Below are 26,877 nucleotides of genomic sequence, written 5' to 3' on the forward strand. Positions count from 1 at the left end.
TGGCGAGGGAGCTTGCTCCCGCTCGGCTCTGTAGGAGCTGGCGAAGGCTCGGGCCGCGTTCGGACGATCTTTTGATCTTTCGCTTGGGATTCAAGTGTCTTTGGAAGGATCGCAGCCTCGCTGCACTCGTCAGCTCCTACACAGCTCCTACAGGTCACAGATCAGAGGCGCAAATCAGGCCACCCTGGTCTTCAACGCGCGGCGCAACGCCACCAATAATTTCACTATTTCCTGTGGTTCCAGTCGCTGCGGCACTTTCACGTCAGCCATGTTTTTCTTCCTTGTAATGGTGAGGGGGATGTCGAAAAGATGCTCCCTGCGGCGCAAGGAAAATAGTCGTCTTTGTCCTTTCCGGCAAATCCGAAGATAGTTTTTTGTGTGATATCAATATGCTTTAACGGTATTTAAATTACAGTTCTTATGCCTTTAAAGTCAGCTCCTGCCGAGCAGCTATCCGCTGCCCATGGACCGTATCACTGTCGCTTACCGAGCGGCGTCCAGGATGCTCAATGAACTTCGATTACGCTTTTATCCTCAGCACCCTCCCGGCGTTTCTCAAGGCTGTGGGCGTGACGCTGCAGGTCGGCCTTATCGCCATCGCCACGTCGCTGCTGGTGGCGCTGGTCAACGCGACGATCCTCGTGTCGCGCACGCCTTACCTGCAACGCTTGGTGGGGCTGTATGTGGAGCTGGCCCGTAACACGCCGCTGCTCATCCAGTTGTTCTTCGTCTACTTCGCCTTGCCGGCGCTGGGCGTCAAGGTCTCGGGGTTTGCGGCTGCGATCATCACCATGACGTTCCTGGGCGGTGCCTACCTCACGGAAGTGCTGCGGGCGGGGGTGGACGCGGTGCCCCAGGCGCAATTGGAATCCGGTCGCTCCATCGGGCTGTCCCACGGGCAATTGCTGCGCTACGTAGTCCTGCCACAGGCCGGTATTCTCAGCCTGCCGTCGTTGTTCGCCAACTTCATTTTCCTGCTGAAGGAGACCACCGTGGTCTCGGCCGTGGCGGTGCCGGAGATCCTCTACACCACCAAAAGCTACATCGCGCTCTACTACAAGACCTACGAAATGCTCGCCGTGCTGACGTTGATTTGCGTGCTGCTGTTTTTGCCGCTGTCGCTGTTGCTCAGCCGCTTGGAAAGGAGGCTCCAGCATGGCCAGTTCGGGTCTTGAGTTGCTCTGGGTGTCTCTGCCGCAACTGGGCAAGGGCGCTGCGCAAACTTTGTCGATTTCCTTTCTGAGTATCGCCTTCAGCACCGTGGGCGGTGTGCTTTATGGGGTGTTGCGTACGCTGGGTGTGAAGTGGCTGGACGCCGTCCTGCGGGTCTACCTGGAGTTGTTCCGGGCGATCCCGGTGCTGGTCTGGTTGTACCTGCTGTTCTTCGGCTTGCCGATCTTTTTCGGTGTGAGCCTTCCAAGCTTTTGGTGCGCGGTCCTGGTGTTGTCGCTGTGGGGTGCCAGTGAGGTCGGTGAAGTGGTGCGCGGCGCCTTGCATTCGTTGCCGCGCGGCCAGCGCGAGGCGGGCTTGTCGATTGGGTTGAACGGTCCGCAACTCTACGGCCATGTGCTGCTTCCGCAAGCGCTGAGACGCATGACGCCGCCGACCATCAACGTCTACACACGCATCATCAAGACCAGCTCCCTGGCCGTGCTGATTGGCGTGGTGGATGTGATCAAGGTCGGCCAGCAGATCATCGAACGCACCTACGAATCCGTGCTGATCTACGGCGCGCTGTTCCTGTTTTTCTTTTTCATCTGCTACCCGCTTTCGGCCGCCTCCCGCGTGCTGGAGCGGCGCTGGACGCAAGCATGAACGCATTGATCGAGTTCAAGGGTTTCAACAAGTTTTTCGGCGAACAGCAGGTGCTGGATGGCATCGACCTGCACGTGAAGCCAGGCGAGGTGATCGTCATTCTCGGCCCTAGTGGTTGCGGCAAAAGTACTTTGCTGCGTTGCCTCAACGGGCTGGAAGCGGCCCACAGCGGCAGCCTGGCATTCGCCGGTCGCGAGTTGCTGGACAAGGGCACCGACTGGCGCGAAGTGCGGCAGCAGATCGGCATGGTGTTCCAGAGCTATCACCTGTTCCCGCACATGAGCGTGCTCGATAACCTGCTGCTGGGCCCGGTCAAGGTGCAAAAACGCGATCGCCGCGAAGCACGCGACCAGGCCGAAGCCTTGCTGGCGCGGGTGGGCCTGCTGGACAAGCGTGATGCTTTCCCGCGCCAGCTCTCCGGCGGCCAGCAGCAACGTATCGCCATCGTGCGTTCGCTGTGCATGAACCCCAAGGTCATGTTGTTCGATGAGGTCACCGCCGCCCTCGATCCGGAAATGGTCAAGGAGGTCCTGGAAGTCATCCAGGGCTTGGCCCGCGAAGGCATGACGCTGTTGATCGTCACCCACGAAATGGCGTTCGCCCGCGCCGTGGCTGACCGCATCGTGTTCATGGACGCCGGGCGCATCCTTGAACAAAACCCACCCGAGACTTTCTTTACGAACCCGCAAACCGCACGCGCGCAGCAGTTCCTGGAGAAGTTCTCCTACGTCGCCGCACTCCCTGAAACGACTCAAAAAAAGGAACTGGAACTGTCATGAAAGCTGCCAAGTCTTCTCTGCTGCTACTGCCGCTGCTCGCCGCCTTACTGGCCGGCTGCAATAAACCCGAAGAACCGCCGAAGCCGAACGTCGCCAGCCAAGGCACCGCACCGGTCAGCTACCTGGACAAAATCAAGGCACGGGACAAATTGATCGTCGGCGTCTTTACCGACAAGCCACCGTTTGGCTTCGTCGATGAGGCAGGGCGGTATGTCGGCTTCGATACCGACATCGGCCGTCGATTCGCCAAGGATCTGCTCGGCGATGAGAACAAGGTGGAGTTCGTTGCGGTTGAACCGGCGAGCCGGATTCCGTTCCTGCAAAGCGACAAGGTCGACCTGATCCTCGCCAACATGACCGTGACCCCGGAGCGCAAGGAAGCGGTTGAATTCACCAACCCGAACCTGAAAGTCGCGGTGCAGGCGCTGGTGCCACAAGCCAGCGCGGTGAAAAGCCTCGATGACCTGGCGACCCGCACCACCATCGTCACCACCGGCACTACGGCGGACATCTGGCTGACCAAGAATCACCCGGACTGGAAGTTGCTCAAGTTCGAGAAAAATTCCGAGTCCTTGCAGGCGTTGGCCAATGGTCGCGGCGATGCGTATGCCCAAGACAACCTGGTGCTGTTCAGTTGGGCCAAGCAGAACCCTGGCTATCGTGTGCTTGAGCAGACCCTGGGCGCCGAAGCACCGATTGCACCAGCGGTGAAGAAGGGCAATGTCGAGTTGCGCGATTGGGTCAATGCCGAGCTGGCGAAGCTGGGTGAAGAGAAGTATTTGCTCAAGCTGTACGACCAATATGTGCGCAAGGAACTGAGCGATGACACCAAGCCTGAGAGCGTGATTGTCGAGGGTGGGAAGTGGCAGGGGTGATTCGCTGATTTTGTTTAGGCCTTCCGATAGCTATCGCGAGCAAGCTCGCTCCCACAGGTGGAATTGTGTTCGACCGCAACTCCTCCGCCCACCACCGGCTACTGTGGGAGCGAGCTTGCTCGCGATTCGGTTGATCAGGCGCCATTCAATCCGGCCAATGCCAGGCCGGCTCATCCAACGCCCGCTGCCCGACAATCCCGGTCTGTCCAAGGTCTTTCTCCAGCACGATGCAATTGCACTGTTCATCCTGCTCCAACGCGGCAATCAGACGCGAGGCATGGGACACCACCCAGACCTGGCAATTTGCCGAGGCGCGGATAATCAACCGCGCCAGGGCCGGCAACAGGTCGGGGTGCAGGCTGGTTTCCGGTTCGTTGAGCACCATCAGCGAGGGCGGTCTGGGGGTGAGCAGGGCGGCCACCAGCAACAGATAGCGCAAGGTCCCGTCCGACAGCTCGGCGGCGGACAGCGGCCGCAGCAGGCCGTGCTGCTGGAACGCGATGGCGAAACGTCCACCTTGCAGCTTATCGATGTGCAGTCGGGCGCCGGGGAACGCGTCCCCGATGGCGGCATGCAAGGCCTCGACGTCACCGATTTCAAGAATGGTCTGGAGCGCGGCGGCCAGATCGCGCCCATCGTGATGCAGCACCGGCGTGCGGGTGCCCAGTTGTGGTTGGCGCACCGGGGCGTCGGCGTCGCTGCGAAAATGATCGTAGAAGCGCCAGCGACGAATGAACTCGCGCATCTGCAGGACCTCCGGCGAAGCGCGCAGGCTGCCGACCTGGTCGAACAGGCTGTCGAAGGTGGGCGTGTGCTGGGCCAGTACATCCCATGAACGGCCTTCGCGGGCACGGACCATCGGCCCGTTGCGGTCCACCAGCAGGCTGGCGGGACGAAACACCGGGCCGGCCCAGATGCATTCACGCTTGATTTCCGGGTCCAGGGAAAACGCTGAGCGACTGGGTGCAGGCAGGCCGAGGGCGATGGAATAGCTGAAGTCTTCGCCGGCGAAGCCCAGGCGCAGGCGCTTGGTGCCCTGGCGCACAACCGCCTGGACAGGCACTTCGCCGTTGCGCATGCGACGGCTGATTTCCTCCGGCCCGGCCCAGAAGGTCGAGTCCAGTCCGCCTTCACGGGCAAGCGCATTGATCACGCCGCCTTGTGCCGTTTCCGACAGCAGCCGAAGGGCGCGATACAGATTGGATTTGCCACTGCCGTTGGGCCCGGTGATCAGGTTCAGCCGGCCCAGTGGAACGACCAGTTTATTGATGGACCGGTAGTTGGCCACTGCCAGGGTCTCGAGCATGCATATTTCCTTTCTGCCTGGGCGTGGAGGGCAAGTCTGCCCGATTGCTGTGCATTCAGTGAACCCTGTTCTAAGCTCACAGTCGTATCGTCACTGGTACGTCCGTACAACGCAAAGGAGTCTGCATGGCTGGTCCCGGAATCAAATTGATTGTTGGCTTGGGCGTGTGTGCGTTGTTGGCGGGGTGTGGTGACAAGAAGCCCGAAGAAAAGGCCCTGCCACGGGTTTTCGTGCAGCAGGCCGTGCCCAGCGAATACGCGGCCTCGGTGACCCTGACCGGCGATGTCCAGGCGCGGGTGCAGGCCGACCTGTCGTTTCGCGTGGGTGGCAAGATCATCGAGCGCAAGGTGGATGTCGGCGACCGAGTCTCGGCCCGGCAAGTGCTGGCCCGGCTCGATCCCCGGGACCTGCAGACCAACGTCGACTCCGCCCAAGCCCAGGTGGCCGCCGAGCAGGCGCGGGTCAAGCAGAGTGCGGCGGCGTTCGTGCGCCAACAGAAGCTCCTGCCCAAGGGCTACACCAGCCAGAGCGAATACGACGCGGCCCAGGCCCAACTGCGCAGCAGCCAGAGTGCGCTGACCGCCGCCCAGGCCCAACTGGCCAACGCTCGCGAACAACTGAGCTACACCGCGCTGATTGCCGAAGCGCCGGGCATCATCACCGCGCGCCAGGCGGAAGTCGGCCAGGTGGTGCAGGCCACGGAGCCGATCTTCAGTCTGGCCCGGGACGGTGAACGCGACGCGGTGTTCAACATCTACGAATCACTGTTGAGCGAACCGCCATCGGACCCTGCAATCACCATCAGCCTGTTGGATAACCCCACCATCAAGACCACCGGCACCGTGCGCGAGATCACCCCGGCGGTGTCTGCCCAGACCGGCACCGTGCAGGTCAAGGTGACCCTCGATGCGTTGCCCGAAGGCATGCGCTTGGGGTCGGTGGTCAGCGCCACGGCCAAGTCCGCCGGCAAGACCGCCTTCGAGTTGCCTTGGTCGGCCCTGACCAAGAACCTCAGTGAGCCGGCCGTGTGGCTGGTGGACGGCGAGGGCAAGGCGCAGTTGCAGACGGTGACGGTCGGCCGCTACCTGACCGGCAAGGTCATCATCAGCGCGGGCCTCAAGGGGGGAGAGAAAATCGTCACCGCCGGTGGGCAATTGCTGCACCCCGGCGTACGCGTCGAGATCGCTGAAAACACTTATGAAAAATCCACGCCGGGAGCCCAGCCATGAAGCGTGTGTGGATGGTCGCGGCCGGCCTCTTGCTGGCCGCCTGCTCCCAGGAAGAAGCACCGCCCGAACCGGTACGCCCGGTATTGTCCGTTGAAGTCCGGGCCCTCGACCAGCAGGCCCTCGGGCGTTTCGCCGGGAATATCCAGGCCCGCTACGAGAGCAACGTCGGTTTCCGGGTGCCCGGACGCATTGCCAGCCGCAACGTCGATGTTGGCGCCGAAGTGAAGAAGGGCGACCTGCTCGCCACGCTCGATCCCACCGACCAGCAGAACCAGCTCCGCGCCGCCCAGGGCGATCTGGCGCGGATCGAGGCGCAGTACATCAATGCCCAGGCCAATGCCCGTCGCCAGCAGCAATTGTTCGACCGTGGTGTCGGCGCCCAGGCGCAACTGGACGTCGCCCAGACTGACCTGAAAACCACCGGGGCGTCCCTCGAACAGGCCCGGGCTTCGGTGGAGCAGGCCCGCGACCAACTCAACTACAGCCAATTGCACGCGGACCACGACGCCGTCGTCACCGCCTGGAACGCCGAAGCCGGGCAGGTGGTCACCGCCGGCCAGCAAGTGGTGACCCTGGCCCGCCCGGACATCAAGGAAGCGGTGATCGACCTGCCGGCCGGGCTGGTCGAACGCTTGCCCACGGACGTGGTATTCGAGGTCGCCGCGCAATTGGACCCGAGCATCCACACCACCGCCATCGTCCGCGAGATCGAGCCCCAGGCCCAGAGCGCGACCCGCACCCGCCGCGCGCGCCTGACGCTGACCGACACACCGCCAGGTTTTCGCCTGGGCACGGCCATCAGCGTGACCCTGAGCTCGACCATCGAACCGCGCATCGAACTGCCGCTCAGCGCGTTGCAAGAGATTGATGGCAAGGCACGCATCTGGCTGATCGACCCGCAAACGCAGACCGTCTCTCCCCGTGAGGTACGGATTATCGAGCGTTCGGCCAACTCGGTGCTGGTGGCCAACGGCATCAAGGCCGGCGACCGCGTGGTCAGTGCCGGCGTGCACAGCCTCCAGCCAGGACAGAAAGTGAAACTCGACGAGGACGTACGATGAAAGGGCCTTTCAACTTATCCGAATGGGCCCTGCGGCATCAGTCGTTCGTCTGGTACCTGATGTTCGTGGCGCTGTTGATGGGCGTGTTTTCGTACATGAACCTGGGTCGCGAGGAAGACCCGTCGTTCACCATCAAGACCATGATCATCCAGACTCGCTGGCCGGGCGCGACCCAGGAAGAAACCCTCAGGCAGGTCACCGACCGCATCGAGAAGAAACTCGAAGAGCTCGACTCCCTCGACTACGTCAAGAGCTACACCCGCCCGGGAGAGTCGACGGTGTTCGTGTACCTGCGCGATACCACCGGGGCCAAGGAAATCCCCGAGATCTGGTACCAGGTACGCAAGAAGATCAACGACATTCGCGGCGATTTCCCCGAAGGTTTGCAAGGGCCTGGGTTCAATGATGAGTTCGGCGATGTCTACGGTTCGGTGTACGCCTTCACCGGCGACGGCCTGTCGATGCGCCAGTTGCGCGACTACGTGGAACAGGTGCGCGCCGAGATCCGCGAGGTACCGGGCCTGGGCAAGGTCGAGATGGTGGGCGAGCAGGACGAAGTGCTGTACCTGAACTTCTCCACGCGCAAACTCGCCGCCCTGGGCATCGACCAGCGCCAAGTGGTACAGAGCCTGCAATCGCAGAATGCCGTGACCCCGGCCGGGGTGATCGATGCGGGACCGGAGCGGATTTCCGTACGTACGTCCGGGCAGTTCCAGTCGGAAAAAGACCTGGCCAACGTCAACCTGCGGCTCAATGACCGGTTCTATCGACTGGCCGACATCGCCGACATCCGTCGCGGCTACGTCGACCCCGCCACACCGATGTTCCGTTTCAACGGCACGCCGGCCATCGGCCTCGCCATTGCGATGAAGAAGGGTGGCAACATCCAGGATTTCGGCAAGGCGCTGCACGCGCGCATGACCGAATTGACCGCCGACCTGCCGGTGGGCGTTGGCGTACATACCGTGTCGGACCAGGCCGAAGTGGTGGAGGAGGCGGTCGGCGGCTTCACCAGTGCGCTGTTCGAGGCGGTGATTATTGTACTGGTCGTCAGCTTCATCAGCCTTGGCGTACGGGCCGGGCTGGTGGTGGCCTGTTCGATTCCGCTGGTGCTGGCGATGGTCTTCCTGTTCATGGAATACAGCGGCATCACCATGCAGCGGATTTCCCTCGGCGCGTTGATCATCGCCCTTGGCCTGCTGGTGGACGACGCGATGATCACCGTGGAGATGATGGTCACACGCCTGGAAAAAGGCGACAGCAAGGAGCAGGCCGCGACGTTCGCCTACACCTCGACGGCGTTTCCCATGCTCACCGGGACCCTGGTGACCGTGGCCGGTTTCGTGCCTATCGGCTTGAACGCCAGCTCCGCCGGTGAATACACCTTCACCCTGTTCGCGGTCATTGCCGTGGCGATGCTGGTATCGTGGATCGTCGCGGTGCTGTTTGCCCCGGTGATCGGCGTGCATATCCTCAGCGCCAACGTCAAACCCCACAGCGCCGAGCCGGGGCGGATCGGCCGGGCATTCAACGGCGGCCTGTTGTGGGCGATGCGCAATCGCTGGTGGGCCATCGGTATCACCGTGCTGCTGTTCGTGCTGGCGGTGTTTTGCATGCGTTTTGTGCAGAACCAGTTCTTCCCGTCCTCGGACCGGCCAGAAATCCTGGTGGACCTCAACCTGCCGCAAAACGCTTCGATGGACGAGACCCGCAAAGCCGTCGATCGCCTGGAGGCGACCCTCAAGGGCGACCCGGACATTGAGCGCTGGAGTACCTACATCGGCGAAGGCGCGATTCGTTTCTACCTGCCGCTGGACCAGCAGTTGCAGAACCCGTACTACGCGCAACTGGTGATCGTCAGCAAAGGCCTGGAGTCGCGCACGGCGCTGACCGAACGCCTGCAAAAGCGTCTGCGTGAGGATTTCGTCGGGATTGGCAGCTACGTCCAGGCCTTGGAAATGGGCCCGCCGGTGGGGCGGCCGATCCAGTACCGGGTCAGCGGCAAGGACATCGACCTGGTGCGCAAGCATGCGATCGAACTGGCTACCGAACTGGACAAGAACTCGCACATTGGCGAAATCATCTACGACTGGAACGAGCCGGGCAAAGTGCTGCGCATCGATATCGCCCAGGACAAGGCGCGGCAATTGGGCTTGTCGTCCGATGACGTGGCCAGGCTGATGAACAGTATCGTCAGCGGCTCGCCGGTAACCCAGGTCAACGATGATATCTACCTGATCAACGTGGTCGGCCGTGCCGAGGATGCCGAGCGCGGTTCGCCGGAAACCCTGCAGAACCTGCAGATCGTCACCCCGAGTGGCACGTCGATTCCGTTGCTGGCGTTTGCCACGGTGCGCTATGAACTGGAGCAACCGCTGGTGTGGCGTCGTGACCGCAAGCCGACCATCACCATCAAGGCCGCGGTGCGCGACGAGATCCAGCCCACCGACCTGGTCAAGCAACTGCAACCGGACATCGACAAGTTCGCCGCCGGCCTGCCGGTGGGCTACAAGGTCGCCACGGGCGGTACGGTGGAGGAGAGCAGCAAGGCCCAAGGGCCGATCGCCAGCGTCGTGCCGCTGATGCTGTTTCTGATGGCGACCTTCCTGATGATCCAGTTGCACAGCGTGCAGAAGCTGTTTCTGGTGGCGAGCGTCGCGCCCCTCGGGTTGATCGGCGTGGTGCTGGCGCTGGTGCCGACGGGCACGCCCATGGGCTTCGTGGCGATCCTCGGGATCCTCGCGCTGATCGGCATCATTATCCGTAACTCGGTGATCCTGGTGACCCAGATCGATGAATACGAACGTGACGGCTACGAACCCTGGGACGCGGTGGTGGAGGCCACCGAACACCGCCGTCGGCCGATCCTGCTCACGGCCGCCGCGGCGAGCCTGGGGATGATCCCGATTGCCCGGGAAGTGTTCTGGGGGCCGATGGCCTACGCGATGATCGGCGGGATCATCATCGCCACGTTGCTGACGCTGCTGTTCCTGCCGGCGCTGTATGTGGCCTGGTACAAGATCCGCGAGCCGAAGCGTGATTGACGCGGCCGCCTTCGCTGCCCTTGTGGCGAGGGAGCTTGCTCCCGCTCGGTCCTGTAGGAGCTGTCGAGTGCAACGAGGCTGCGATCTTTCCACTACCAATTGAGTCCGGAGTGAAGATCAAGATCAAAAGATCGCAGGCTTCGCCAGCTCCTACACCGCCCAGCGGGAGCAAGCTCCCTCGCCACAGGGATACGTCGCAAACTTGAACTCTGGGTTGCTGGAACAGGCTTTGCACCTGCTCCAGCACCGCGTTGGCTGACATACCGCTATCGCGAGCAAGCTCGCTCCCACAGTGGTTCTCTGTTGCCCACAGAATATGTGTTCACTGGAGCTCCCTGTGGGAGCGAGCTTGCTCGCGATGGGTCCAGCCCAATCACCCCGTTTTTTTATTTGCGCAACAACCGCAACCCATTGAACACCACCAGCAAACTCACCCCCATGTCGGCAAACACCGCCATCCACATGGTGGCGAACCCGGCGAAGGTGACCCCGAGAAAGATCGCCTTGATCACCAAGGCCAAGGCAATGTTCTGTTTCAGAATGCTGGACGTCTGCCGCGACAGGCGAATGAAGGCCGGGATCTTGCGCAGGTCATCGTCCATCAAGGCGACATCGGCGGTCTCGATGGCCGTGTCGGTGCCGGCCGCCGCCATGGCGAAACCGATTTCCGAACGGGCCAGGGCCGGGGCGTCGTTGATGCCGTCGCCCACCATGCCGACGCGGTGACCCTGGGCGTACAGCGCTTCGATGGCTTGCAGCTTGTCTTCCGGCAACAGGTCGCCCCGCGCCTGATCCATGCCCACCTGTGCGGCAATCGCTTCGGCGGTGTGGGCGTTGTCGCCGGTGAGCATCAGGGTCTTGATGCCCAGTTCATGCAGTTGCCGGATGGCCTCGCGGCTGGAATCCTTCACGGTGTCGGCCACGGCAAACAGCGCCAAGGGGCCTGTAGCGTCGAGCAGCAGCACCACCGACTTGCCTTGTTTTTCCAGGGTGAAGAGTTTTTCTTCCAGTTCGGGAGAGCACAGGCCGAGGTCTTCCACCAGGCGGTGGTTGCCCAAGTGATAGGTCCGGCCGTCGATGTCGCCGCGCACGCCGCGCCCGGCCAGCGCGGCGAAGTTATCCACAGCCTGCTGCACCACTTGCTTATCCACCGCCGCGTTGGCAATCGCCCGGGACACCGGGTGGTCGGAGCGGGCGGCGAGGCTGGCGGCCAGGGCCGGGGCTGTGCTTTCCAGAGTAGGGTCCAAGGCCACATAGTCGGTTTGCACCGGTTTGCCGTGGGTGATCGTGCCGGTCTTGTCCAACGCGAGATAGTCGAGCTTGTAGCCGCCCTCCAGATAGACGCCACCCTTGACCAGGATGCCTTTGCGCGCGGCGGCGGCGAGGCCGCTGACGATGGTCACGGGGGTGGAAATCACCAGCGCGCACGGGCAGGCGACCACCAGCAGCACCAGGGCCCGGTAGATCCAGTCGAACCACAAGGCGCCCATGAACAGCGGAGGAATGACCGCTACCGCCAGGGCCAGGGCAAACACCGCCGGGGTATAGATCGTCGAAAAGCGGTCGACGAAGCGCTGGGTCGGCGCCCGGGAGCCCTGTGCCTGTTCCACGGCGTGGATGATTCGCGCCAGGGTCGATTGATCGGCCGCCGCCGTCACCCGATATTCCAGTTCGCCAGCCTGGTTGATGGTGCCGGCGAACACTTTGTCACCGGCGATTTTTTCCACCGGCAGGCTTTCACCGGTAATCGGTGCCTGGTCGACGGTCGAGCGGCCGGCGATCACCTCGCCGTCCAGGCCGACGCGTTCGCCGGGCCGCACCCGCACCCGCGCGCCGAGGGCAATGGCCTTGACCTCCTGGACCTGCCAGGTGCCATCGGCCTGCTGCACGGTGGCCTGTTCCGGGGCCATCTGCATCAGGCCGCTGATGGCGTTGCGCGCCCGATCCAGGGATTTGGCTTCGATCAGTTCGGCCACGGTGAACAGGAACATCACCATTGCCGCTTCCGGCCATTGGCCAATCAGCACGGCGCCGGTCACGGCGATGCTCATCAGCGCGTTGATGTTCAGGTTGCGGTTCTTCAGGGCGATCCAGCCCTTCTTGTAGGTACCCAGGCCACCGCTGAGGATCGACACCAACGCCACCAGCGCGACCACCCAGTTTGGCGCGGCATTGGTGAAGTGGATCACCTCGGCGCCCAGGGCCGTCACGCCGGACAGCGCCAACGGCCACCAGGGCTTGGCCGGGGCGGGCAGGTCGTGGCTTTGCGGTTTCTCGCCCGCAATCAGCGGGTCGGCCTGCATGCCTAAGGATTCGATGGCCTTGATGATCGGCGCGTCGCTGGGCAGATCGTGGGTCACGCCCAAGACGCGGTTGATCAGGTTGAACTCCAGTCGCTGCACGCCTTCGAGTTTGCCGAGCTTGTTCTGGATCAGCGTCTGTTCGGTAGGGCAGTCCATGGCTTCGATGCGGAAACTGCTCAGCCGCGCGCCGTCCGTCGGCGTTTTGCCGAGATCGACCACCGCCGGCGCCGCTTTCGAGGCGCAGCAGGAATGCCCGTGGTCATGGCCGTGGTCGGGTTTGTGGATGTGAAGGGAATCGCTCATCGGGTGACGTCCGTGAAAAGTGCCTGTTGCGCAGTAAAGACCCTGTAGCCACTATAGGGTCAAGCACCTATTGGGGAGATCGCACCATGAAGATCGGAGAACTGGCGAAAATCACCGACTGCCAAGTCGAAACCATCCGCTACTACGAGCGCGAAGGCCTGCTGCCGGAACCGGCCCGCAGCGACGGCAACTACCGCGTCTACACCCAGGCCCATGCCGAACGACTGACGTTCATCCGCAACTGCCGCACCCTGGACATGACCCTGGAGGAAATCCGCAGTCTCCTGGCCCTGCGCGACAGCCCCCAGGATCAATGTGAAAGCGTCAATGCGCTGATCGACGAACACATCCACCACGTCAAGGCCCGCATCGATGGCCTGCTGGCCTTGCAGGCGCAACTGATCGACCTGCGCCATCGCTGTGGTGAAGGGCCGGATCTGGATCAATGCGGGATCTTGCAGCGGTTGGAGGTGAGCGGGGCGGTGGCGCCGGAGGTGGAGCATTCACATGTGGGCAGGAGTCATGGGCATTGAACTGCTCTTGAAGCACATGGCGATCTAATGTGGGAGCGAGCTTGCTCGCGATAGCAACCTATCAGTCAACATTGATGTTGAATGTACTGGCCCTATCGCGAGCAAGCTCGCTCCCACAGGGGAATGGTGGTGTTTTCTAGACCGCCATCGGCGCGGTCATCGGCGCGTGGTGCTGGTAGCCTTCGAGGGAGAAGTCGCTCGGTTCCACCAACTCCAGCCACTCAGGTTGGTACACGCCAGTCTTGGCAAACTCTGGCACGCGCTCGGAAATCACCAGCTTGGGCATCGGGAACGGCTCGCGGGTGAGCTGTTCGTTGAGCATGTCCAAGTGGTTTTCGTAGACGTGGGCGTCGCCGATGAAATAGGTGAACCAGCGCGGCGTGTAGCCGGTCAGGCGGCCGATCAGGCTCAGCAGCGCGGCGCCTTCGGTGAGGTTGAACGGCGTGCCCAGGCCCAGGTCGTTGGAGCGGATGTAGAGGGTCAGGGAAATTTCCCTGGTCTCGACATTCGGGTGGAACTGGTAGAGCAGATGGCACGGCGGCAGGGCCATTTCATCAAGCTGGGCGCAGTTCCAGCCGTGGAACAGGATGCGCCGGCTGCCCGGGTCCTTGATGATGGTGTCGACGCACTGGCGAACCTGGTCGATGGCCTTGTACAGCACCACGTAGGCCTGGCCGTTTTCTTCGCCCTCGGCGATCTGCCGGTAACCCTGGGCCAGCGTCTGCTCGATGGCTGCCGGGTTGCTTACCGGAATCTGCTTATAGGCCGGCCACTTGCGCCACTGCACGCCGTAGATCTCGCCCAGGTCGTCTTCGCCCTGGCGGAACGGGTTGGCCAGCCACTGGGCGTTTTCGTTGGCGTTCTGGTCCCAGACCTTGCAGCCCAGGGCGCGAAACTCAGCGGCATTGTTCACGCCACGGAGAAAACCGCACATCTCGCCGATGGCCGATTTGAAGGCCATCTTGCGGGTGGTGATAGCGGGAAAGCCCTCCTTCAAGTCATAGCGCAGCATGGCGCCGGGGAAGCTGATGGTGTTCACACCGGTGCGGTTGGCTTGCTTGGTGCCGTTCTTGATGACGTGGGCCACCAGATCGAGATATTGCTTCATGGGTTACCTGTGTCCTTGAACCCGGGGCCTGCGCCCCGGGGTTCGAATTTTAAACCTTGGCCGCCGCAGCCGGCGCGCGATGATAAGCCAGCCAGATCAGCGCCAGGCCACCGATGATCATCGGCAGGCACAGCACCTGGCCCATGGTCAGCCAGTTCCACGCCAGATAGCCGAGCTGGGCATCCGGCACACGGACGAATTCGACGATGAAACGGAAGATGCCATAGAACAGCGCGAACATGCCCGACACCGCCATGGTGGGGCGCGGCTTGCGCGAGAACAGCCAGAGGATCAGGAACAGTGCCACACCCTCGAGGGCGAACTGGTACAGCTGCGACGGATGGCGCGGCAACTGCGCCGGGTCGCTGAACGGCGGGAAGATCATCGCCCAGGGCACGTCGGTCGGCTTGCCCCACAACTCGGCGTTGATGAAGTTGCCGATGCGCCCGGCACCTAGGCCGATCGGCACCATCGGCGCGACGAAGTCCATCAGCTCGAAAAACGACTTGTTGTTGCGCTTGCCGAACCACAACGCCGCCAGCATCACACCAATGAACCCACCGTGGAACGACATGCCGCCCTTCCACACTTCGAAGATCAGCGTCGGGTTGGCCAGGTAGGCACTCAGGTCGTAGAACAGCACGTAGCCCAGGCGTCCGCCGACGATCACGCCCATGGACAGCCAGAACACCAGGTCGGAGAGCTTTTCCTTGTTCCAGGTCGGGTCGAAGCGGTTGAGCCGGCGCGACGCCAGCCACCAGGCGCCGCCGATGCCGATCAGGTACATCAGGCCGTACCAGTGGATTTTCAGCGGGCCGATGGCCAGGGCTACCGGATCGATCTGCGGGTAAGGCAGCATTGATATTCCTCGTAAACGTCAAAAATACCCGGGCGACGCTGCCACCACGGGATTAAGCCAGGATTGCGTCAGAGCAGAAAACTCACCCCCACGCAGAATAGCAAGGCGGCGAACAAGCGCTTGAGCAAGCGTGGCGACAGGCGATGGGCCAGCCGCGCACCAAAGCGGGCAAAGACCATGCTGGTCAAGGCGATGCCCAGCAGCGCCGGCAAATACACAAAACCGAGACTATGGGCCGGCAGCAACGGATCGTGCCAGCCCAGAATCATGAAACTCAATGCACTGACCAGGGCGATCGGCAAGCCGCAGGCCGATGACGTCGCCACCGCTTGTTGCATCGGCACGCTGCGCCAGGTCAGGAACGGTACGGTCAGCGAACCACCACCGATGCCGAAAATCGCCGAGGCCCAGCCGATCACCGTGCCGGCCAAGGTCAGCCCAGCCTTGCCCGGTACGGTGCGGCTGGCCTTGGGCTTGAAGTCCAGGGCCAGTTGCACGGCAACGACCAAGGCGAACACGCCAATGATCTTTTGCAGGTGTGGGCCGGAAATCGCTTCGGCGGTGATCGCGCCGAAACCGGCACCGATCAGGATGCCGACGGTCATCCAGGCGAATACCGGCCAGCGCACCGCGCCTTTGCGCTGATGTTCGCGCACGGCATTGACCGAGGTAAAGATAATCGACGCCAGGGAGGTGCCGACGGCCAGGTGCGTCAACACCTGCGGGTCGAAGCCCTGCAGGGTGAAACTGAATACCAGCACCGGGACGATGATGATCCCGCCCCCTACACCAAACAACCCGGCCAGCACGCCGGCGCAGGCGCCGAGTAGCAGATAGAGCACAAATTCCACCAGACTCTCCCCGCCCATCCCCGAAATAAGAGCGGCATGGTAACGGATCGAGGGGCTTGGGCTCTACTGAAGGCGATGGATGCGTCAGTGATGTATGGGTAGAGTGGTGGGGATGCGACGAATAGCCTTTGTGGCGAGGGAGCTTGCTCCCGCTGGTGGGCGAAGCCCACCCAACAAGGCTTTTGGGGCTACTTCGTAGCCCAGCGGGAGCAAGCTCCCTCGCCACAAAGGTGGTGTTCGGCTTTATTCTTTTAACGGATTGGCATTGTTAACAGGACAACCTGATGTGCCTGATCGTATTTGCCTGGCGCCCTGGCCACGCCCAGCCGCTGGTCGTGGCGGCCAACCGCGACGAGTTCTACGCCCGGCCGACCTTGCCCCTGGCCCAATGGCCTGACGCGCCCCATGTCCATGCAGGGCGCGACCTTGAAGCCGGCGGTACTTGGCTCGGCATCGGCGCCGAGGGCCGTTTTGCCGCGCTGACCAACATCCGCGACCCAGGCCAATTGCCGGCCTTCAAGTCCCGCGGTGAGCTGGTGGCGCGGTTCCTCACCGGGAATCTGTCGATTGCCGACTACCTGAGCGAAGTCGTGCCCCGTGCTGGCGAATACGGTGGCTTCAACCTGCTGCTCGGCGATGGCGCCGAGCTCTGGCACTACAACGCCCGTGATACCCGGCCACAGCAATTGGCCAGGGGCGTGTATGGCCTGTCGAACGCTGGGCTGAACACGCCATGGCCCAAGTTGCTCAAGGCCCGGTTGGCGCTGGAGGAGGTGCTGGACGATCCGCAACCCCAGGCCTTGTTGGCGTTGCTGAACGATCCACAACCTGCGCCGGTGGCTGAACTGCCCGACACCGGCGTCGGGCTGGCGACCGAGGCATTGTTGTCGAGTGTGTTCATCGCCAGCCCGGCTTATGGGACGCGGGCGAGTACGGCGCTGATTGTCCATGCCGATGGGACGCGGCAGATGGTCGAGCGCAGTTTCGGGCCCCATGGGGGGCATTTGGGGGAAGTGGCGCTACACATTTGAATGAGAGTCACTTGTGGCGAGGGAGCTTGCTCCCGCTGGTGGGCGAAGCCCGCCCAAAAAAGCCTTGGGGCTACTTCGTAGCCCAGCGGGAGCAAGCTCCCTCGCCACAAATGCTCGCTGAACTGTCTAGAGGGTCTTGTTCGAAGCCGGATTGATCATCCGCGCCAACCCAAGGTTCTTCAGCGCCAGTTGCAAGGAGCTGTGGATCACTTGCGGGTTGTCGATGGTCATCACTTCCGCCAGCAGTTCCTGGGCCTTGCTGAGGTTGATCTGGCGCAGCATCCACTTCACTTTCGGCAGGTTGGTGGCGTTCATCGACAAACTGTCGAACCCCATCGCCATCAGCAGCACCGCGGCCGCCGGGTCGCCGGCCATTTCGCCGCAGATACTGACCGGCTTGCCTTCGGCATGGGCGTCACGCACCACGTTCTGCAAGGCTTGCAGCACCGCCGGGTGCAGGTAGTCGTACAGGTCGGCGACCCGTGGGTTGTTACGGTCCACGGCCAGCAGGTATTGGGTCAGGTCGTTGGAACCCACCGACAGGAAGTCCACCTGCCGCGCCAGTTCCTTGGTCTGGTACACCGCGGCCGGAATCTCGATCATCACGCCGACCGGCGGCATCGGCACGTCGGTGCCTTCGTCGCGGACTTCGCCCCAGGCCCGGTGGATCAAGTGCAGGGCTTCTTCCAGTTCATGGGTGCCGGAGATCATCGGCAACAGGATGCGCAGGTTGTTCAGGCCTTCGCTGGCCTTGAGCATGGCGCGGGCCTGGACCAGGAAGATTTCCGGGTGGTCGAGCGTCACGCGGATGCCGCGCCAGCCGAGGAACGGGTTGTCTTCCTTGATCGGGAAGTAGGACAGGGACTTGTCGCCGCCGATGTCCAGGCTGCGCATGGTCACCGGTTGTGGGTGGAACGCGGCCAGTTGTTCGCGGTAGATCGCCAACTGTTCTTTTTCGCTGGGGAAGCGCTGGTTGATCATGAACGGCACTTCGGTGCGGTACAGCCCCACACCTTCGGCGCCACGCTTCTGCGCCCGGGCGACGTCGGCCAGCAGGCCGGTGTTGACCCACAATGGCATGCGGTGGCCATCGAGGGTAATGCACGGCAGGTCCCGCAGCGCATCCAGCCCTAGGGACAGTTGCTTTTCTTCCTCCACCACATCGGCGAACTGCTTGCGCAGCACGTCGCTGGGGTTGGTGTAGACCTCGCCGTGGTAGCCGTCGACGATCATCTGGATGCCGTCGACCTTGGAATACGGCAGGTCCACCAGGCCCATCACCGTCGGAATGCCCATCGCCCGGGCCAGGATCGCCACGTGGGAGTTGCCCGAACCCAGTACCGAGACCAGGCCCGCCAGCTTGCCTTCGGGCACTTCGCCGAGCATGGCCGGGGTCAGCTCTTCGCTGACCAGGATGGTGTTGTCGGGGTAGACCAGGGTCTGCTGGCGCTCCTGCTGCAAGTACGCCAGCAAGCGACGGCCAAGGTCCTTGACGTCCGAGGCGCGCTCACGCAGGTAGGCGTCGTCCATCAATTCGAAACGGTTGACGTGGTCGGTCACCACCTGGCGCAGCGCACCCTGGGCCCATTGGCCGGTCTTGATGACGGTGGTCACTTCGCTGCCCAGGGAGGCATCGTCGAGCATCATCAGGTAGACGTCGAACAGTGCGCGTTCTTCGGGGCGCAACTGCGTCGCCAGCTTGGCCGACAGGGCCCGCATGTCGGCCCGCACGCCTTCGATGGCGGTCTTGAACAAGCCCAGCTCGGCATTGATGTCGGCGACGGTCTTGTCCGGCACCACGTCGAGGTCGGCGGGCGGCAACATGACCACCGCCGTGCCCACTGCCGCGCCCGGTGAACCCGGCACACCGACGAACTTCGCTTCCTGGATACCCTTGCCCTGGCGCCCCAGGCCGCTGATCGAGCCAGTGGCCTCGGCGTGGGCGATAACCCCGGCCAGTTGCGCGCTCATGGTTACAAGGAAAGCTTCTTCACCTTCGTCGAACTGTCGGCGCTCTTTTTGCTGGATGACCAACACGCCGACGACGCGGCGGTGGTGGATGATCGGTGCGCCAAGGAACGACGCGTAGCGTTCTTCGCCCGTTTCGGCAAAGTAGCGGTAGCGCGGGTGATCCGCGGCGTTTTCGAGGTTCAGGGGTTCTTCGCGCGTGCCGACCAGACCGACCAGGCCTTCATTGGGCGCCATGCTCACCTTGCCGATGGAGCGCTTGTTCAAGCCCTCGGTGGCCATCAGCACGAAACGATTGGTCTCGGGGTCCAGCAGGTAGACCGAGCAGACCTGGCTGCCCATGGCCTCTTTGACGCGCAATACAATAATCCCCAACGCCGCCTTGAGATCCTTGGCGGAGTTAACTTCCTGGACGATCTTGCGCAGCGTATTGAGCATGGCTCGGGGTCGAACTCCGTCGTCAGTCGCGCGTCAGCAGGCGCGGGGCAAGCTCTTTGAGGGCGCGTCGGTACACCTCGCGCTTGAATGTCACCACCTGGCCCAACGGATACCAATAGCTGACCCAGCGCCAGCCATCGAACTCCGGTTTACCGGTCAAATCCATCCGCACCCGCTGCTCGTTGGAGATCAGGCGCAGGAGAAACCATTTCTGCTTCTGGCCGATGCACAGCGGTTGGCTGTGCGTCCTGACCAGGCGTTGCGGCAAACGATAGCGCAACCAGCCTCGGGTGCAGGCGAGTATTTCGACATCTTCGCGCTCAAGCCCCACTTCTTCATTCAACTCGCGGTACAAGGCCTCTTCCGGCGTCTCCTGGGGGTTGATCCCACCCTGGGGAAACTGCCAGGCATCTTGATTGATACGGCGTGCCCATAGCACCTGCCCAGCATCATTCGTAAGAATGATCCCCACATTGGGACGGAAACCATCGGGATCGATCACGGCAACAACCTCGCAAACGCATGTCGCCGCATTGTTCCACAAAGGTTGTGAAAGCAGCAACGAGCGTCCCTAGCTTATGTGCACTCTTGTGAAAAGTCCGTATTCTGGACGCCTTTCTTTAGATTTTTCAGCGAGTAACTGCGATGCGGCTGGCTTTATTCGACTTGGACAACACATTGCTGGGCGGCGACAGCGACCACGCGTGGGGCGATTACCTGTGCGAGCGCGGTTTTCTGGACGCTGTCACCTATAAGGCACGCAACGACGCGTTCTACCAGGATTACCTGGCCGGCAAGCTCGACAATGCCGAGTACCTGAACTTTTGCCTGGAAATCCTCGGCCGTACCGAAATGCACATCCTGGCCCAGTGGCACTTGGACTACATGCGCGACTGCATCGAGCCGATCGTGTTGCCCCAGGCCATCGAACTGCTGAAAAAGCACCGTGACGCCGGCGACAAGCTGGTCATCATCACCGCCACCAACCGCTTCGTTACCGCGCCAATTGCCGAGCGCCTGGGGGTCGAAACCCTGATTGCCACCGAGTGCGAGATGGTCGACGGGCGCTACAGCGGACGCAGCACCGACATCCCGTGTTTCCGCGAGGGCAAGGTGACCCGGTTGAACCGTTGGCTGGAAGAAACCGGGTACTCGCTCGACGATAGCTACTTTTATAGCGATTCGATGAACGATTTGCCGTTGCTGGAAGCGGTGACGCATCCGGTGGCGGTGGATCCGGATCCGAATCTTCGGGCCGAGGCCCAGAAGCGGGGTTGGCCAGTGATTTCGTTGCGCGGCTGATATAGCTATCGCGAGCTCGCTCCCACAGGGGATTTGCGTCAATCACGCAACCTTTGTGGGAGCGAGCTTGCTCGCGATAAAAGCGACGAGGTCCAAAGCCTTAAACCGGCTTGGCCCCCATCAACCCCGCAATGGCCACAAAGCAGACAACGCTGAACAGCGCCAGGACAAAGGTAAACTTCCCGCTACCGCCTGGCGTCTTGCGCAATGTGTTCAGCCGCACCAGCAGCCAGAATCCCGCCAGCGCCGCCAAGGTGTAGAGCACGCTGGAAGCCAGCAGCCAGGTCTGTCCCAGTGGCCAGCCGATTTGATGAACCATCCACCAGCCGGTGAATGGCAGGCTAGTCAGCGCCAGGATCATGACCAGCCAGATGAACAGCCGCGGACGTTGCAGCGTGCGCGCAGCCGCCGTTGCGTCGCCGTTGCGGCGTGCGCGCCAGACCCAGATGGCCAGCCCCAGGGCACCCGCCAGCAGTAATACAGTGGCGATGCCGTGGGCGATCTTCAGCGCGGTCAATGTTTCCATGGGTTCGATTTCCTTAAGTCTTGCTCACAGCCTAGCCCGGCTTTATCAACCCAGGAACAACTGATAGGCCGGGTTATCGCTTTCATCCCAGTACGGGTAGCCGATTTCTTCCAGGGCGGCCGGGACCAGGTGGCGTTCATCGTGGGGCACTTGGAGCCCCGCGACCACACGGCCATCCGCCGCGCCATGGTTGCGGTAGTGGAACATCGAGATATTCCAGCGCCCACCCAGCTTGTTCAAGAAGTTGAACAGCGCCCCCGGACGTTCCGGGAATTCGAAGCGCAGCACCACTTCGTCGATGACATGGGCCGCATGCCCGCCGACCATGTGGCGAATGTGCAACTTGGCCAGTTCGTTGTCGGTCAGGTCCAGCACCGGGAAGCCTTGTTCGGTCAGGCTGGCGATCAGCGCGCTGCGCGGGTCGTTTTCCGGGTGGGTCTGCACGCCGACGAAGATGTGCGCTTCGCTGCCGGTGTTGTAGCGATAGTTGAATTCGGTGATCTGGCGCTTGCCCACGGCTTCGCAGAACGCCTTGAAGCTGCCCGGCTTCTCGGGGATGGTCACGGCGATGATCGCTTCGCGGCCCTCGCCCAGCTCGGCGCGCTCGGCGACATGGCGCAAGCGGTCGAAGTTGACGTTGGCGCCGGAGTCGATCGCCACCAGGGTCTGGCCGCTGATGTTCCGTGACTCGACATATTTCTTGATCCCGGCCACGCCCAGTGCGCCGGCAGGTTCGGTGATCGAGCGAGTATCGTCGTAGATATCCTTGATGGCGGCGCAGATCTCGTCGGTGCTGACGGTGATGACTTCGTCCACGTGGTGCTTGCAGATATCAAAGGTGTGCTGGCCGATCTGTGCCACGGCAACGCCGTCGGCGAACAGCCCCACGGTCGGCAGCACCACGCGCTCGCCCGCGGCCATGGCCGCTTGCAGGCAGTTGGAGTCGTCCGGCTCGACGCCGATGATCTTGATGTCCGGGCGCAGGTATTTCACGTAGGCCGCGATCCCGGCGATCAGCCCGCCACCGCCCACCGGGACGAAAATCGCATCCAGGCGCCCCGGATGCTGGCGCAGGATTTCCATCGCCACGGTGCCCTGCCCGGCAATGGTGTGGGGATCGTCATACGGGTGGATGTAGACGTAGCCCTTTTCGTCGACCAGTTTCAGCGAATAGGCCAGGGCTTCGGGAAACGAGTCACCGTGCAAGACCACTTTGCCGCCACGGGAGCGCACGCCTTCGACCTTGATTTCCGGCGTGGTCTTGGGCATCACGATGGTGGCCTTGACCCCCAGCACCTTGGCCGCCAGGGCCAGGCCCTGGGCGTGGTTGCCCGCCGAAGCCGTGACCACGCCGCGTGCGCGTTCTTCGTCGCTGAGCTGGGTCAGCTTGTTATAGGCCCCGCGAATTTTGAACGAGAACACCGGCTGCAAGTCTTCACGCTTGAGCAAGATGCTGTTGCCCAGCCGCTCGGAGAGCTGGCGAGCGGCCTGCAGCGGGGTTTCTACGGCAACGTCGTAAACGCGCGAGGTGAGGATCTTTTTGACGTACTGTTCAAGCATCGGAAAGCATCACTGAGCGGGTTGGGCAGGGCCAAGGAGTCTAACCCGGCTTTTGGCCGGGCGACCACACGATTAAGGCACTTTGAGCGCAGAAACCCCGTGGCGAGGGAGCTTGCTCCCGCTGGGTCGCGCAGCGGCCCCTTCGATATGCGGTAGACATCAATCACGACTGCTTCGCAGCCGAGCGGGAGCAAGCTCCCTCGCCACACGGGCTCGGTGCCAATCAGGCAATGACCAGGGCCCTTTCGGCGCCTATAATGCCGGCCTTTCGTTCTCTCTCGGCACCTTCGGAGCCCGCATGACCCAGGATCAACTCAAACAGGCCGTGGCCCAGGCCGCCGTCGACCTCATCCTCCCGAAACTGGATGACAAGAGCGTCGTCGGGGTCGGCACCGGCTCCACGGCCAATTGCTTCATCGACGCGCTGGCGCAACACAAGGGTGCGTTCGATGGCGCAGTCGCCAGCTCCGAAGCGACCGCTGCGCGCCTCAAGGGCCACGGGATCCCGGTGTACGAACTCAATACCGTCAGCGACTTGGAGTTCTACATCGACGGCGCCGATGAAAGCGACGCGCACCTGAACCTGATCAAGGGCGGCGGCGCGGCCCTGACCCGCGAGAAGATCGTCGCGGCGGTGGCCAAGACCTTCATCTGCATTGCTGACGCCAGCAAACTGGTGCCGGTACTCGGCGGGTTCCCATTGCCGGTGGAAGTTATCCCCATGGCCCGTAGCCATGTGGCCCGCCAACTGGTGAAACTGGGCGGGGACCCGGTGTATCGCGAAGGCGTGCTGACCGATAACGGCAACATCATCCTGGATGTGCACAACCTGCAGATCACTAACCCGGTGGAACTGGAAAGCCAGATCAACGCCATCGTCGGCGTGGTCACCAACGGTTTGTTCGCTGCTCGCCCGGCGGATGTGCTGTTGCTGGGGACTGCTGATGGGGTGAAGACCCTGCGGGGTGAATAAGCCGGGCTGACTCAACACCGAACCCTGTGGGAGCGAGCTTGCTCGCGATAACGGTCTATCCGACACATCAATGTTGGCTGACCCACCGCCATCGCGAGCAAGCTCGCTCCCACATTGGGTTTCCCGCATTTGGTTTTGTGGTGCATCAAGGCTGCGGCTTCTTGAACACATAAAACAGGTTCGGCTCGCTCACCAGGTACAGGTTGCCATCGTCGTCCATGGCCAGGCCTTCGGCCTGGGGTACGGTTTGCTGCAGCCCCTGGCGGCCCTTGCTCAATGAGAGCGTGCTCAACGGTCGGCCGTCGATATCCAACTCGATAATCAACCGCGACTCATCGGACAGCGCCAGCAAATGGCCGCTGCGTTCATCGTATTGCAGGCTTGAAAGGTCGCGTACGAATAGCCCGGCATCGCGCTTGGGGTTGTTGATCACATGGACCGCGTAGGATTTTTCCGGATTGTGATGGGGGAACCCATGCACTTCATAAATCAGCATCGGGTCGCGTTCCTTTGCCACGAACAGGCGCTTGCCCACCGAATCGTAGGCCAATCCTTCGAACCCCTTGTTGCTCCTCATGTGCACGCCGAGGGTGATCTGTTCGGCGTCGGCGGCGTCGAGGAATTGGGTGTTGTCTTCCAAGTGAATCTTAATCAGCCGTTGCTGGCGCTCGTCAGTGATGACGTAGGTGTCTTCACTGATGAATTCCACCGCCTCTGGGTCGCCAAAGCCGATCAGGGCGATGCGCCGCAGAATCTTGCCATCCAGCGACAGCTCGATCAGCTCGGCGTTTTTATTGGTGACAGTGAAAAGGCTCTTGCGGACCGGATCGAACGTCAGCGCGGAAACGTCATCGTCCAGGCCTTCGATCACCTGCGCCTCGACGTGGACCCGGTATTGATCCAGGGCAATGGCCTGTTCGCTGGTATTTTTCCAGAGCGTATTCAGGTTGAACCAGGCGCGTTCGAACAGGCGCAGGTGCTGGCCGACGGTGATCAGGCTGATCAGCACCAGCGTCAGCAGTATCAGCATCAAGGGTTTGGGGTGGGCGAGTCGACGCATGTTGGAGTGGGCTCGGATAAGAACAGGTGGGTGGAAATACCACGGCTGCCTGAACTGAAACTTAATGGCCGCGTGCCACACCCTACAACGAAGGAGGACTTATCCTACAGAGTTAGTTGTCAGCGCTGTTTTTCGAAACGATAGAACAGGTTCGGCTCGCTGACCATGTACAGGTTACCGGCCTCATCGATGGTGACACCTTCGGCACGAGGGATCGTGTCTTTCAGGCCGTTGAAGCCGCCCAGCAAGGTCATGAAGCTGACCTGCTCGCCTTCTTCGTCCAGCTCCAGCAATAGATGGGAGTCGGCTGACAGCACCAGCATGTGACCGGTGCGGGGATCTACGGCCAATGCTGAAAGGTTGCGCAGGTCCAATTCGTTGCTGACATGGATCTGCTTATCGCCCTTGAGCAACTGGCTACCGTCACTTTTCCAGGTGAACAGCGCAGGTGGGCGCTCCTCGCCGAGGACCAGTCGCTGATTTTTCAGGTCCCAGACGATGGCTTCGAATCCCTTGTTCTGATTCTTCGACGTGCCCAGGTCATAGCGAGGAAAGTCATTGATGTTCAGCGCGCGGGTGTCGGCATCGACCTGAACGATCGACAACAGGTGCTTTCGTTCATCGGTAATGGCCAGCAGACCGTTTTCCATAAACGCCACGCCTTCCGGATTGCCCCAGCCCACCAATGGCATCTTGCGCAATACATCGCCTTGCAGGGTCAGTTCCACCAGGAATGGGTTCTTGCCCATGACTGCGAACAGGGTCTTGGTCTGCGGGTTATAGGTCACATCGGACGCTTCGTCCTTCTCCATGCCCGGTAGCGGCTTGGCGTCGATCACGGCGCGATAGTCTGGCAACCAGATGCTTTCCTGGCGCTGGACCGGGCTCTGGAAGTGTTCCGACAGCCAAAGCAGGCCGCGGTCGTCCCAATGCATCGCAAACGCCAAGCCATAGGCTGCAGCCACCGCCAGCAGCGACCAGGCATACCAGGGCAGGGCGAAGCGAGAGCGGCGGGCAGGCTTGGCGGCAGGCAGTGTTTGGGTTTTGGCCATCGGGGAATGCGTTCCAGAAAGTTCGGCTAAGGGAGTGGCTGGCTCAGATGCCGCATTCCTCGGAATTATCCGGATGGCATGTGAAAAAAACGGTAAATGATCGGATATGCACCCTCTATACCCTGTGGGAGCGAGCTTGCTCGCGATAGCGGTGTGTCAGCCCACATTGATGTGTCGGATAGATCGCTATCGCGAGCAAGCTCGCTCCCACAGGCGGCATAGGTGTAGCTGTTAGCGAACGCTGCTCTCGAAGCGGCTCGCCCCTGGCAGTTCCAGGACCAGTTCATCGCCCGCATTCAGTGGCCCGACGCCCGCCGGGGTGCCGGTGAGGATCACGTCGCCGGCCTGCAGCGAGAAGCAACCGGCCATGTATTGGATCATCGGCACGATGGGGTTGAGCATCAGGCTGCTGTTGCCGTCCTGGCGCACTTCACCGTTGATGGTCAGGCGCACGGGAATGTCGGTCAGGTCGGCAAACGTATCCTTCGAGACAAATGGCGCGATCACTGCCGCGCCGTCGAAGGACTTGGCGACCTCCCACGGCAGGCCCTTGGCCTTGAGCTCGGCCTGCTTGTCCCGCAGGGTCAGGTCCAGGGCCGGGGCGAAGCCGGAGATCGCGTCCAGCACCTCTTCAACGCTGGGCTTGGTGGACAGCGGCTTGCCGATCAACACGGCGATTTCCGCCTCGTAGTGCACCGAGCCACGGTCGGCGGGAATGCTGAAACCGCCTTCCAGCGGCACCACGCAGCTGCCCGGCTTGATGAACAACAAGGGTTCGGTGGGCACCGGGTTATCCAGTTCCTTGGCATGTTCGGCGTAGTTGCGGCCAATGCACACCACTTTCCCTAGCGGAAAATGAATACGTGTACCGTCGACATACTGGTGCTGATAGCTCATTTAC

General features: G+C 62.0%; 23 protein-coding genes. 11 read left to right on the forward strand and 12 right to left on the reverse strand.

Annotation, left to right across the window (positions count from 1 at the left end; all coding sequences use genetic code 11):
• Positions 1-509: 509 nt before the first annotated feature.
• From ACLH0I_RS02105 to ACLH0I_RS02120, 4 genes are read left to right on the forward strand one after another with little or no spacing between them, the layout of a single operon-like run.
• The gene (locus tag ACLH0I_RS02105) at positions 510-1,175 is read left to right on the forward strand and encodes an amino acid ABC transporter permease (RefSeq protein ID WP_411386168.1); all 666 of its coding nucleotides are present in this window, start codon (positions 510-512) and stop codon (positions 1,173-1,175) included.
• A complete protein-coding gene (locus ACLH0I_RS02110; RefSeq protein WP_250964222.1) occupies positions 1,156-1,815 on the forward strand; it encodes an amino acid ABC transporter permease in 660 nt (219 codons plus the stop codon). Before ACLH0I_RS02105 ends, ACLH0I_RS02110 begins: the two co-directional genes overlap by 20 nt.
• A complete protein-coding gene (locus ACLH0I_RS02115; RefSeq protein WP_411386169.1) occupies positions 1,812-2,594 on the forward strand; it encodes an amino acid ABC transporter ATP-binding protein in 783 nt (260 codons plus the stop codon). The genes ACLH0I_RS02110 and ACLH0I_RS02115 overlap by 4 nt, the downstream gene beginning before the upstream one ends.
• Positions 2,591-3,469, forward strand: coding sequence for a transporter substrate-binding domain-containing protein (locus tag ACLH0I_RS02120; RefSeq protein ID WP_411386170.1), 879 nt, complete (start codon positions 2,591-2,593; stop codon positions 3,467-3,469). Before ACLH0I_RS02115 ends, ACLH0I_RS02120 begins: the two co-directional genes overlap by 4 nt.
• A 145-nt stretch (positions 3,470-3,614) precedes the next feature.
• Here the strand turns inward: ACLH0I_RS02120 and ACLH0I_RS02125 are convergent, their stop codons facing one another.
• On the reverse strand, positions 3,615-4,775 hold the full coding sequence (locus tag ACLH0I_RS02125; protein ID WP_411386171.1) for an AAA family ATPase: 1,161 nt from the start codon (positions 4,773-4,775) through the stop codon (positions 3,615-3,617).
• A gap of 125 nt (positions 4,776-4,900) precedes the next feature.
• On the opposite strand from ACLH0I_RS02125, the gene ACLH0I_RS02130 reads away from it, so the two are divergent.
• The 3 genes from ACLH0I_RS02130 to ACLH0I_RS02140 are packed head-to-tail and all read left to right on the forward strand — an operon-like array spanning position 4,901 to position 10,109.
• A complete protein-coding gene (locus ACLH0I_RS02130; RefSeq protein WP_411386172.1) occupies positions 4,901-6,004 on the forward strand; it encodes an efflux RND transporter periplasmic adaptor subunit in 1,104 nt (367 codons plus the stop codon).
• Positions 6,001-7,065, forward strand: coding sequence for an efflux RND transporter periplasmic adaptor subunit (locus ACLH0I_RS02135; RefSeq protein ID WP_411386173.1), 1,065 nt, complete (start codon positions 6,001-6,003; stop codon positions 7,063-7,065). Before ACLH0I_RS02130 ends, ACLH0I_RS02135 begins: the two co-directional genes overlap by 4 nt.
• On the forward strand, positions 7,062-10,109 hold the full coding sequence (locus ACLH0I_RS02140; protein ID WP_411386174.1) for an efflux RND transporter permease subunit: 3,048 nt from the start codon (positions 7,062-7,064) through the stop codon (positions 10,107-10,109). The genes ACLH0I_RS02135 and ACLH0I_RS02140 overlap by 4 nt, the downstream gene beginning before the upstream one ends.
• Positions 10,110-10,495: 386 nt before the next feature.
• Here the strand turns inward: ACLH0I_RS02140 and ACLH0I_RS02145 are convergent, their stop codons facing one another.
• Positions 10,496-12,715: a heavy metal translocating P-type ATPase gene (locus ACLH0I_RS02145; protein WP_411386175.1), complete on the reverse strand. Its 2,220-nt coding sequence runs from the start codon at positions 12,713-12,715 to the stop codon at positions 10,496-10,498.
• Between the two features lie 86 nt (positions 12,716-12,801).
• On the opposite strand from ACLH0I_RS02145, the gene cadR reads away from it, so the two are divergent.
• On the forward strand, positions 12,802-13,248 hold the full coding sequence (cadR, locus tag ACLH0I_RS02150) for a Cd(II)/Pb(II)-responsive transcriptional regulator (protein WP_186730349.1): 447 nt from the start codon (positions 12,802-12,804) through the stop codon (positions 13,246-13,248).
• A gap of 136 nt (positions 13,249-13,384) precedes the next feature.
• Here cadR and ACLH0I_RS02155 read toward each other — a convergent pair whose 3' ends face one another.
• From ACLH0I_RS02155 to ACLH0I_RS02165, 3 genes are all read right to left on the reverse strand, one after another.
• Complete coding sequence (locus tag ACLH0I_RS02155; protein ID WP_250964214.1) at positions 13,385-14,356, reverse strand: thymidylate synthase; 972 nt, start codon at positions 14,354-14,356, stop codon at positions 13,385-13,387.
• A gap of 49 nt (positions 14,357-14,405) precedes the next feature.
• Positions 14,406-15,215: a prolipoprotein diacylglyceryl transferase gene (lgt, locus tag ACLH0I_RS02160; protein ID WP_053117240.1), complete on the reverse strand. Its 810-nt coding sequence runs from the start codon at positions 15,213-15,215 to the stop codon at positions 14,406-14,408.
• A 68-nt stretch (positions 15,216-15,283) separates the two neighbouring features.
• Complete coding sequence (locus ACLH0I_RS02165) at positions 15,284-16,066, reverse strand: sulfite exporter TauE/SafE family protein (protein ID WP_411386176.1); 783 nt, start codon at positions 16,064-16,066, stop codon at positions 15,284-15,286.
• Positions 16,067-16,350: 284 nt separating this feature from the next.
• Here ACLH0I_RS02165 and ACLH0I_RS02170 point away from each other — a divergent pair, with 284 nt between their 5' ends.
• Positions 16,351-17,097 (forward strand): NRDE family protein, encoded by a 747-nt coding sequence (locus ACLH0I_RS02170; RefSeq protein WP_250964211.1) that lies wholly within the window; start codon positions 16,351-16,353, stop codon positions 17,095-17,097.
• Between the two features lie 126 nt (positions 17,098-17,223).
• On the opposite strand, the gene ptsP is transcribed toward ACLH0I_RS02170, so the two are convergent.
• Positions 17,224-19,503 (reverse strand): phosphoenolpyruvate--protein phosphotransferase, encoded by a 2,280-nt coding sequence (ptsP, locus tag ACLH0I_RS02175; RefSeq protein ID WP_186707334.1) that lies wholly within the window; start codon positions 19,501-19,503, stop codon positions 17,224-17,226.
• A 22-nt stretch (positions 19,504-19,525) separates the two neighbouring features.
• Entirely contained in the window at positions 19,526-20,005 is a 480-nt protein-coding gene (locus tag ACLH0I_RS02180) for an RNA pyrophosphohydrolase (protein WP_003186867.1), read from the reverse strand.
• Positions 20,006-20,148: 143 nt separating this feature from the next.
• On the opposite strand from ACLH0I_RS02180, the gene ACLH0I_RS02185 reads away from it, so the two are divergent.
• Positions 20,149-20,805: an HAD family hydrolase gene (locus ACLH0I_RS02185; RefSeq protein ID WP_186707333.1), complete on the forward strand. Its 657-nt coding sequence runs from the start codon at positions 20,149-20,151 to the stop codon at positions 20,803-20,805.
• A gap of 100 nt (positions 20,806-20,905) precedes the next feature.
• Here ACLH0I_RS02185 and ACLH0I_RS02190 read toward each other — a convergent pair whose 3' ends face one another.
• Both ACLH0I_RS02190 and ilvA read right to left on the reverse strand, forming a co-directional pair.
• Positions 20,906-21,331: a DUF2269 family protein gene (locus ACLH0I_RS02190; protein ID WP_411386177.1), complete on the reverse strand. Its 426-nt coding sequence runs from the start codon at positions 21,329-21,331 to the stop codon at positions 20,906-20,908.
• Positions 21,332-21,376: 45 nt separating this feature from the next.
• Complete coding sequence (ilvA, locus tag ACLH0I_RS02195; protein WP_411386178.1) at positions 21,377-22,891, reverse strand: threonine ammonia-lyase, biosynthetic; 1,515 nt, start codon at positions 22,889-22,891, stop codon at positions 21,377-21,379.
• A 298-nt stretch (positions 22,892-23,189) separates the two neighbouring features.
• Between ilvA and rpiA the strand changes: the two genes are divergently transcribed.
• Positions 23,190-23,864, forward strand: a complete 675-nt coding sequence (gene rpiA, locus ACLH0I_RS02200) for a ribose-5-phosphate isomerase RpiA (RefSeq protein WP_411386179.1) — start codon at positions 23,190-23,192, stop codon at positions 23,862-23,864.
• A gap of 145 nt (positions 23,865-24,009) precedes the next feature.
• On the opposite strand, the gene ACLH0I_RS02205 is transcribed toward rpiA, so the two are convergent.
• The 3 genes from ACLH0I_RS02205 to ACLH0I_RS02215 all read right to left on the reverse strand — a co-directional run bounded on the left by ACLH0I_RS02205 (position 24,010) and on the right by ACLH0I_RS02215 (position 26,873).
• Complete coding sequence (locus ACLH0I_RS02205; RefSeq protein WP_411386180.1) at positions 24,010-24,924, reverse strand: SdiA-regulated domain-containing protein; 915 nt, start codon at positions 24,922-24,924, stop codon at positions 24,010-24,012.
• 119 nt (positions 24,925-25,043) lie between these two features.
• Positions 25,044-25,976: an SdiA-regulated domain-containing protein gene (locus ACLH0I_RS02210; protein ID WP_411386181.1), complete on the reverse strand. Its 933-nt coding sequence runs from the start codon at positions 25,974-25,976 to the stop codon at positions 25,044-25,046.
• A gap of 231 nt (positions 25,977-26,207) precedes the next feature.
• Complete coding sequence (locus ACLH0I_RS02215) at positions 26,208-26,873, reverse strand: fumarylacetoacetate hydrolase family protein (RefSeq protein ID WP_411386182.1); 666 nt, start codon at positions 26,871-26,873, stop codon at positions 26,208-26,210.
• Positions 26,874-26,877 lie beyond the last annotated feature (4 nt).

Origin of the sequence: Pseudomonas sp. MPB03, from assembly GCF_046605385.1 — a bacterium.
Lineage (GTDB): Bacteria > Pseudomonadota > Gammaproteobacteria > Pseudomonadales > Pseudomonadaceae > Aquipseudomonas > Aquipseudomonas zanjanensis.